This window comes from Qipengyuania benthica (genome assembly GCF_030717865.1).
Taxonomy (GTDB): domain Bacteria; phylum Pseudomonadota; class Alphaproteobacteria; order Sphingomonadales; family Sphingomonadaceae; genus Qipengyuania; species Qipengyuania benthica.
The window spans coordinates 225,056-232,568 of record NZ_JAVAIL010000004.1 but is presented as its reverse complement, the minus strand read 5'-3'; the positions used below and the strand labels follow the sequence as shown (position 1 = coordinate 232,568).

The following is a 7,513-nucleotide window of genomic DNA, read 5'->3' as shown; positions in this document are numbered from 1 at the left end:
GGAGTAAAATCATGACGAACCGACGCAATCCCGCGCCTCCGACTGCGACGCTCGACATAAACTGCGACTGCAAAGAAAACGTCATCGACTATCTCGAGCGTGCCTTTCCCACCCAGCAGATGCAGGTCTTCGTCGACGATACCGGTGAAGAGCGTTCGATGCCAATGTTCGATGACGAGGGACGACCGGTTCACAATGCGGAAGCAATCGAGAAGAAGCAGCGGCTCATAGAGCACCTCTGCGCGCTTCCCCCGATCAAGCCGGCCCTCGATGGCATTATCGAACACTACGGCACCGAGAAGGTCGCCGAAGTCACCGGACGCACCAAGCGGCTCGTAACGCAGGGCGACGGGAGCCAGAAACTCGAAACGAGGTCGGCGCGTACGAACCAGTCCGAAACTGATCACTTCATGGACGGGCGCAAGAACATTCTGGTGTTCAGCGACGCTGGCGGAACCGGCCGCTCCTACCACGCAAGCCTCGACGCAGATAACCGGCGCCAGCGCGTGCATTTTCTCCTCGAGCCGGGCTGGCGGGCCGATCGCGCCATCCAAGGTCTCGGACGCACGCACCGGACGCATCAGGCCGAAACGCCGCTGTTCCGCCCCGTGACCACAAACTGCAAGGGCGAGCTGCGCTTCACCAGTACGATCGCGCGCCGGCTCGACAGCCTGGGCGCGCTCACGCGCGGCCAGCGCCAGACCGGCGGACAGAACCTGTTCGACCCGGCCGACAACCTCGAAAGCGAATATGCCAAGGCGGCGCTCGTGACATGGTTCGGCCTCCTAGCCGAAGGCAAACTCACCAGCGCCACGCTGGTCGATTTCCAGAAACGCAGTGGTCTTAAGATCGCCTCCGCCGACGGCATCCTGGAAGAGGATCTTCCGCCCATCCAGCGCTGGCTCAATCGCATCCTCGCCCTACCGATCGCGATGCAGAACGCGATATTCGACGAATTCCTGGCCCTGGTGGAAGCTCGGATATCCGCCGCGCGCGATGCCGGCACATTGGATGTCGGCATCGAGACCATCCAAGTCGAAAGCGCGAGCGTCGACGAGGATATCATCCTTCGCACCGACGAGCGCACCGGTGCGACATCGCATCTGCTTCGAATCGATCTGACGACCCGGTATCAGCCGACCACACTAGAAAGGGTGCTGGAGCGACGCGAATGGTCGGACGGCTGCATCCTGATGCGCAACACGAAGAGCGACAAGGCGGCGTTGTGCGAGCCCTCACGGCATTTCATGACCGAGAAGGGTGAGCTTATCCAGCGGGTCATCCTGCACCGACCGCTACGCCGCGAATATCATCAGCTGCGTGACCTCGAAGAATCCGCCTGGGTCGAATGTGCGGAGCTTCGCTTCGCAAAGCTGTGGCTGGCCGAGGCCGAAGACAGCGCTTCGCGTTTGCACACCGAGACGATCCACCTCGCAACCGGACTGCTGCTGCCGATCTGGTCAAACCTTCCCCGCGACTATCTCGAGGTCAACCGCATCGTAGACCTCGAAGGCCGCAGCTGGCTCGGCCGCATCGTCTACGACACGGATGTCGCCGACGTGCTGAAGGCGTTCGGTGTCAATTCGAGCGTGAAGCTCACCGATGAGGCTGTCGTGAAGGCACTGCGGGAGAACCGCAGCATCACCATCGAGCAGCCGTTCGGCGCGGTCCTGAAGCGCTCGCGCGTGGCAGGGGATCTTCGCATCGAAATCGCCGGAGTCCCCGCCGATCAGATCGAATGGCTAAAGACCATCGGATGCTTCACCGAGATCATCGCGTACCGCACCAGAATCTTCGTTCCGGCCGACAATCCCGAACCCGTCGTCAGGGCTCTTCTCGCGCCTCTCTGATGGCTCATGCCCGGTCAAAGGGGAGGGGGAGGGGGATTGGTGTCCGGTGAATCGCCGGTCGACCATCAGGAGATACGATCATGCAACTCATCCCGTTGAGCAAGCTCGATCAGAGCGAAGACAATGTCTGCAAGCGGCCCAATTCCGAATTCGAGGAGCGACTGTCCTTCGATATCGAGGCGCGCGGCGTGCTGCAGAACCTCATCGTCGCCAAGGCGAAAAAGCGCGGCCGCTTCGAGGTGATAGGCGGCGGGAAGCGGATGCGGGCCATGCACCGCATCGTCGAGCGGGGCGCCATGGACGCGGACTTCGAAATACCGTGCCTCGTCATCGATCGCCGCGAACACAATGCGAGCGAGGTCTCGCTGGCGGAGAACTTCCAGCGACTGCAGATGACGCCTGCTGAGGAATGCCAGGCGTTCCAGCATTTTATCAAAGAAGACGGCGATACGGCTGCGGTTGCGAAGCGCTTCGGACTGACGCAGCGTTTCGTCGACGGGCGCCTGCGCCTCGCCAACCTTGCCGGTCCAATCTTCGAAGCACTCGCAGCCAGCGACATCACGCTGGACATCGCCAAGGCCTACGCCGCAACCGACCAGCACGAGGTACAACTGCGCGTATTCGAACAGATGCGCCACGCATGGAACCCCAGCGCGGACGCCATCCGGCGAATGATCGCGGATGGCTCGCTCCGCGGCAACGATCCGATCGCGCTTCTCGTCGGTGAAGACACCTATGTCGCGGCCGGTGGCAAGATCGAACGCGACCTTTTCAGCGAAGCGGCCGATGATCGTTGGATCGACGTGGAAATCGCGCATCAGCTCGCGGGTGCCAAGATGGAGGCGGAGGCTGAACGTGTGGCGGCTGAAACAGGGCTCGCCTGGATCAACCCCGTCGCTGCCACCAATTCGTGGAGCGCCCGCAGCGAACTCGGCCTCAATCCGGTGCGCCTGCCTCCTGCGCCGCTCTCCGAGGAGGCACGCACTCGCATCGACGAGATCGACGCACGGATGGACGACATCAACGCGATCTTCGAGGACGAGAGCGCGCAGGAAGAAGACGGCGTGGATCTCGACAAACTCGAGGTCGAATACGACACGCTGTCGAACGAACGCGACGATCTCAACAATCCGGTCCGTGAGCTGCCCGAGGAATGGCACGGCGAAGCCGGACGCTTCCTCATCCTGACCAACAAAGGCGAAATGGTCCTGGAAAGCGACTATTACAGCGAGAAACGGCTGAGCTTCGAGCAGGATGAAGACGGCAACATCACCGCGACCAGCGAAGACATGCCGACCAGCGGGAGCACCGGCAGCTCGGCCGCTCGCCCGTCGACCCCCGAAGCAGTCGCCCCGGGCGGTGAGAAGCCGATCAGCGCCAAGCTGTTCGACGAGCTCTCCGTCCAGCGCCGAAACATCCTCGCCGCATCGCTTCTCGGCGATCCTGGACTGGCGCTCGACTATGCCATCTTCGCGCTCTGCGACGATCGCAGCTACGAGAGCAAGGGGACCTCGCTCAAGGCGGGCAAGCCCCAAGATCCGGCCTACGGTGACATCCCGCAGTCGGCAGCCGAAGGCATCCTCGCACAGGCGGAAGATGCACTCGACAAGACTTGGCACGAGCCCAAGGAGGTCGCCCAGCGTTTCCTGGCCTTCCGCGAACTCGACGACGAGACCAAGGCCGCATGGCTGTCTTACGTAGTCGCGGTCTCGCTGGAGGCGAAGAAGGGCTACAACTCGGAATACCATCCGATTCATGCGGTCCTCGGAAGTATCCTCGACGTCGACGTCGCAGCCATGTGGCGGCCGACTTCGGAGAATCTCTTTGACCGCATCAACAAGACGTCCTGCCTCGCTGCGCTGATCGACATCGGCGGGTCCGAACTCGCGGCCCGGTACGCCGCCTCCAAGAAGGCCGAACTCTCCAAGACATGCGAGAAGCTGTTTTCCGGTGATGCGATCGTCGAGGAAGACATCAAGGAACGCGCTCTCGCCTGGCTGCCCGAAGCGATGAAATTCGATTTCGCTCAGGATCCCGGCGGCGAGGACGATACACCGGTCGAACCCGACGACGACACCGATCTCGCGGACGCAAACGGAGAACCGACCTTCGAGGAACCCGAAGACGTCGACGAAGAAGCGGCGGTGGACGCTTGAAGGCGCCGCAACCCTCCTGATGCACTGGCCCGGCCGCTCCACCAAGCGACCGGGCCTTTTTCATGCCCGGAGACACATCATGAAACGATCCGCAAAGCGCGACGTCGCCCAAGACATTACGAACCTAATCATCCGAAAGATCGAAGAGGGCACGCTGCCCTGGCGCCGCCCCTGGAAGAAGACCGGCGCCGGCGGCGCGCCGCTGCGCGCGAACGGCGTGCCGTACACCGGCATCAACCGGCTCTACCTGTGGGCCGCTGCAGACGCGATGGGATACGAATCCCGCTACTGGATGACCTATCGCCAGGCGCAGGAGCTCGGCGGACAGGTCCGTCGGGGGGAAGCTGCCGAACCAAGCATTTACTTCAATACGACGAAGAAAACGGAGGTCGATCGGGCTACAGGAGAGGAATCTTCGCGAACGATCCGATTCATGCGCGCCTACTCCGTCTTCAACGCGTCGCAGATCGACGATCTGCCGGCCCATTTCTATCCCGACCCGGTCCCGGAGGCACCTCCGACACCATCGCAGAAAGCGGCGGCGATCGACGCATTCTTCGCACCCATTCCGACCGAGGTCCGCTATGGCGGTGATCGGGCGTTCTATTCCCCAGGCAGCGACTTCATCCAGATGCCTCACCGGCACAGCTTCGTCGATGAGGATGGCCTCGTCGCGACAATCGCCCATGAAACGGGCCACTGGACGGGCCATCCCAGCAGGCTTGCCCGCACCTTCGGAAAACGATTCGGAGACAAAGGTTACGCCTTCGAAGAGCTCGTCGCAGAACAGATTTCGGCCCGCATCTGCTACGAGCTCGGCCTTCCCGCCGATCTGCACGAAAGCCATGCCAGCTATATCGGCCATTGGCTCGACATCCTGAAGTCGGACAAGAGCGCCATCATCACCGCCGCCGCCAAGGCCGACCAGGCCTTCAACTATCTCGCAGCGTTCTCCGGATACGACAGCGAAGCTGAGGAGAAGGGCCATGAAACGGCTACACTTCAAGCTTACGCTTGAACCGGGTCTCAAGGCGATCGTGCGTCTCGCTCAACTCCATCAATACGCAACTGATCTCGTGGATGGCGAGCGTGTACTGATCGGACCGGCGCTCAGGGGGCGGATGCTGCTGAACTTCCCGGCCAGAGAACCCCGCGACGTACTCGACAGCCTTCTGGGCGAAGGTCCCGCCGGATGGAACCTTTCAGGACACGAGGACGGCAGATCATTGCTGGTGGTCTCCACCGAGGGTTCCGGCGTCGCCTTTTCCGCCATCGCTCGGATCCTCGAGCAGGTCGCACCCGAGGCATTTCTCAAGCCGATCGCCTTCGAGCCGCTGCCAGGAAATACGCTCACGGCGATATCTAGGTCGCTGCATTGAGGGGAGGGGGAGAGGGCCATTGCATCAGCAATGGAAGGGCGAACTCATGATCTGCGACATCGACTACCGCTACCGCCGAGCCCTCGAGCCCGATGGTCTAACGACATACGATACTGCGATCCGCGCGCTCAACGAGGCGATCGAAGATGCTCGCCTTGCCGGAAGATCGGCCGCGGATTGTCCAGCGGTGCTCCTACTTACGCGGCATCTCTCCCGGATCGCAGAAGGGGTGCGAACCCGCCAAGATACCGAGGATGCAGACCTACGACGGCAGTGCATCGACAAGCTTGCAGACTTGAAGCGATCGCCCGCGATCGTGGCGCTGGTACGACGCGGCATCGACTACCGGCAAGAGGAGCTTCGCCACTATCGCCGCGAAGGATCGCGGACCCTCCGCATGATCGCGTTCGAACTCGGCATGGCGCACAACGACTATCGCCTCGGATACACGACGCCGCAGGAATCGCTTGCCGGAGATCACACGCTGGAAGCGAGAGGGTTGTATATCCGCATTTCCCCTGAGCGCTTCGGCGAACCAGGTGTAGCTTGGCGAAACCCGCACTGGAAACCGCCCGGAGCCACGATGCGCAAGGCCCCGATCACGGTGCTGCAAGACATTCCGGCCCTCGCGAAACGGATCGCAAGCGAACTGAAACTCCCGGCGCCGGCGCAAGCCGGCCTCATCTGAAGGAAACCGATATGGGATGGCTTTCAATGACCCGAATGGGGATGGGTGCCTACGACACGCCGAAGGCCTATCTGGATGCTCAGCTGACTTACGAACATCCGGCGGCGGATGAGACGCCCTTTCGCGCGCTCAGGGTGCTCAAGAGCGTTTATTCAGGATCAGCCTATTACGCCGCCGCCGAGCGCTACGATGAACATGACGAGACGATCGACATCACAGCGGTCGTGTGTCTCGTTCGCTGGAATCCTCGCGCTGCCGACGGGTATATATTCGCCTACAAGGACCTCGACGAAACATGTGGGCCCGTCGAAACGGCCTGCCCGAAAAGTGTTCTGGAGCTCCTGACACCGACAAGCCATCCTTGGGCGCTCGACTGGAGGCGACGATGCTACAGATTGCTCGCTCTCAAGGGGCGGCGCCTCGGCGACGGTGACCTCATCCGGTTCCCCGCACCCATGCGCTTCAGCGACGGCAGCGAACATCGCGAGTTTCGATTTCGGCGGGGAGGGCAGAAGACCGTCCTGACGCTAACCGACGGTCGCGGCCGATTTAAGATCTCCCGCCTTCTCGAGCGCCGGTTCGAGATCGTCCGCGAACCGAAGGTCGCGAAGACTTTCTTCCCTGCCGCATGAACCGGATTTTCCATGATGGAATGCGAAAGTCTCGATCCCAGACGCCGCCAGCTATGCGGAAGAAACAACGCCGAAAGGCTTGCGCTCCGGCTTTCGGAAGCCACCGGCGAGGATCACGCCGTCGTGCGCACCGAGTGCCCGCTGCAGCCGCTGCGCGTCATGCCGTCGCATGGCCATGATCCGGCAACATTCGAGCTGCAGGTGATCCTGCTCTGACTACTCGCCGACTTGGCCGCCGAGGGCCGGATCCAGGAACCACGAAGCGCCCTGCTCGAACTCGCCACCACGCGCCGGTACAGGTCCATCCGGCTCGGCCGAGACGTAAGGATTGATCTGCACGAGCGGCAGCGTCCCTGAACGGAAGAGACCGGCAGAAACCTCGCAGCGCGCCTTGAGCAGGTCGATCAGCCATTCCAGATCGTCCAGCATCTGCAAGACACCGCGACCGGCAACCGTGTAATACAGACAACGCTGATAATCGTCGCACTCGCAAGAAAGAACCTGGGCGAGCTTGCGCTTGGCTCCGCGCTGGCCTTCGTGAAGGGCCTCAAGAGTCTCGAAAAGCTCTCGGGCCGAATGATACGCGTCGAACGCTTCGACGCCGATCGACGCATTCGCCAGCGACCGGCGGGCAACGCGGTTCATCTCGTCGAGCGACGCATCGCGAAGCGCAATATCCAGATCGAACCGACCAACCGCGAATGCCTTGTTCATCACGCAAAACTCCTCTATGCGATGAACATAGAGTGAACAAAGAGGCGCGTCAACTGGTCTAGATCATGTGGCTCATACCCAAAGATACCAGCGG

Annotated in this window: 8 protein-coding genes; 7 read left to right on the top strand and 1 reads right to left on the bottom strand. The window is 61.7% G+C overall.

Annotation, left to right across the window (positions count from 1 at the left end; genetic code table 11):
* Positions 1–119: 119 nt before the first annotated feature.
* The 7 genes from Q9K01_RS13125 to Q9K01_RS13095 all read left to right on the top strand — a co-directional run bounded on the left by Q9K01_RS13125 (position 120) and on the right by Q9K01_RS13095 (position 6,921).
* Positions 120–1,850, top strand: coding sequence for a strawberry notch C-terminal domain-containing protein (locus Q9K01_RS13125; RefSeq protein ID WP_340324276.1), 1,731 nt, complete (start codon positions 120–122; stop codon positions 1,848–1,850).
* 80 nt (positions 1,851–1,930) lie between these two features.
* Positions 1,931–4,006, top strand: coding sequence for a ParB/RepB/Spo0J family partition protein (locus Q9K01_RS13120; RefSeq protein WP_305930571.1), 2,076 nt, complete (start codon positions 1,931–1,933; stop codon positions 4,004–4,006).
* A gap of 79 nt (positions 4,007–4,085) precedes the next feature.
* On the top strand, positions 4,086–5,024 hold the full coding sequence (locus Q9K01_RS13115; RefSeq protein ID WP_063612709.1) for an ArdC family protein: 939 nt from the start codon (positions 4,086–4,088) through the stop codon (positions 5,022–5,024).
* Complete coding sequence (locus Q9K01_RS13110; RefSeq protein ID WP_179408515.1) at positions 4,993–5,385, top strand: hypothetical protein; 393 nt, start codon at positions 4,993–4,995, stop codon at positions 5,383–5,385. Before Q9K01_RS13115 ends, Q9K01_RS13110 begins: the two co-directional genes overlap by 32 nt.
* A gap of 46 nt (positions 5,386–5,431) precedes the next feature.
* Complete coding sequence (locus Q9K01_RS13105) at positions 5,432–6,073, top strand: hypothetical protein (protein ID WP_063612707.1); 642 nt, start codon at positions 5,432–5,434, stop codon at positions 6,071–6,073.
* Between the two features lie 41 nt (positions 6,074–6,114).
* Positions 6,115–6,705: a DUF6927 domain-containing protein gene (locus Q9K01_RS13100; RefSeq protein WP_305930570.1), complete on the top strand. Its 591-nt coding sequence runs from the start codon at positions 6,115–6,117 to the stop codon at positions 6,703–6,705.
* A 12-nt stretch (positions 6,706–6,717) separates the two neighbouring features.
* Positions 6,718–6,921, top strand: a complete 204-nt coding sequence (locus Q9K01_RS13095; RefSeq protein WP_063612705.1) for a hypothetical protein — start codon at positions 6,718–6,720, stop codon at positions 6,919–6,921.
* On the opposite strand, the gene Q9K01_RS13090 is transcribed toward Q9K01_RS13095, so the two are convergent.
* On the bottom strand, positions 6,922–7,419 hold the full coding sequence (locus Q9K01_RS13090) for a hypothetical protein (RefSeq protein WP_063612704.1): 498 nt from the start codon (positions 7,417–7,419) through the stop codon (positions 6,922–6,924).
* Positions 7,420–7,513 lie beyond the last annotated feature (94 nt).